The sequence below is a fragment of the Campylobacter sp. RKI_CA19_01121 genome, from assembly GCF_025771295.1.
Lineage (GTDB): Bacteria > Campylobacterota > Campylobacteria > Campylobacterales > Campylobacteraceae > Campylobacter_D.
Map to the genome: position 1 here is coordinate 1 of NZ_JAKMQA010000033.1, position 1,274 is coordinate 1,274.

Consider the following 1,274-nt stretch of genomic DNA (forward strand, 5'->3'; position numbering starts at 1 on the left):
CTGAGTTATTACTTAAGTCTAAATCAGTTTTAGCACCTTCATTGTTTGTAATAGAACCTATAGTGCTTTGATTAAGATTAATACCTTTTTCTATAGTTCCACTATTGATAATACTATCTATGTGAGATTTGTTTTTTAAGTCTATAGAACCTGTAATTATGTTTTTATTATCAATAGCTCCTATGATTTTAGATCCACCATCAAGACTAATGTTTCCTTTGATGGTACCTTCATTAAGTATGGCTGTACCACTAGAATTAGTATAAAGGTTTTTACCATCATTGCTAATAGCTGCTATGGTGGCACCATTTTGCAAGTCGATTACATTGCCAGTATTGCTATTTACAAGACTTCCGTTATTATTATTTACACCTATGGTTCCTTTATTGTGTATACCTGCTGTGCCACCTGCTATAAGAGCATCAGAGCCATCTAGTTTGATGTAGTCTTTGATGTGTTGGTTTTTGCCATTTACAAATACACCTGCACCACTTTGACCTAATATAGTTCCTTTATTTTCTATAGTATATATAGAGTTGGTAAAAGCAGTATTTTTAGAAAATTCTTGTAAATTAATACCATTATTTCCACCTACAATAGAGCCTTCATTGTTTAAATTAACTATAGTTCCAGCTTGCCCAAACATAGCAAATACATGAATACCATCTTGTCCACCTTGGATCAAACCATTTGATTTATTATTTAAAAGTGTTATGCTATCATTATGTGCTGTTTGAGTATATATTCCATGTCCATTAGTTCCGATGATATTTCCTGAATTATCTAATGTTCCTACTTTAGCACTTGTATAGTTATATCTTTGTATGTTTAAACCATGTTCTCCTCCAATGATATCTTTTTGATTATCAAAATGCTCTATCTCAACAGAAAAAAGTGCCACACCATCTTTACTACCACCACTAATAAATCCAGAATTTACTATTGTTTTGATTGTATCTTTTTGATCATTATTATTAACACGTATACCGTGTTCTTCTCCGATAATAGTACCGGTATTATTTAAATTTTCTATAGTAGCTCCACCTCCTAAAAATACACCATTATTTCCGCTTATAGTACCATTGTTATTTAAATTCTGAAGTGTTCCCCTGCCATCGATCTGAATACCATTACCATTGCCAGTAATAACACCACCTTTCTCATTAGTTATATTTTCTATTTTAGAATTACCACCTATATAAATACCTTTACTATCTCTATCGTTAGTACCTTTAATAGTTCCTGAATTAGTGATACTTTTAATAGTAGAACCG

Annotated in this window: 1 pseudogene; it reads right to left on the reverse strand. The window is 31.6% G+C overall.

Going from position 1 to position 1,274, the window contains the following annotated elements:
* A pseudogene (locus L8T90_RS07830) lies at positions 1-1,274 on the reverse strand (hypothetical protein); the annotation flags it as partial.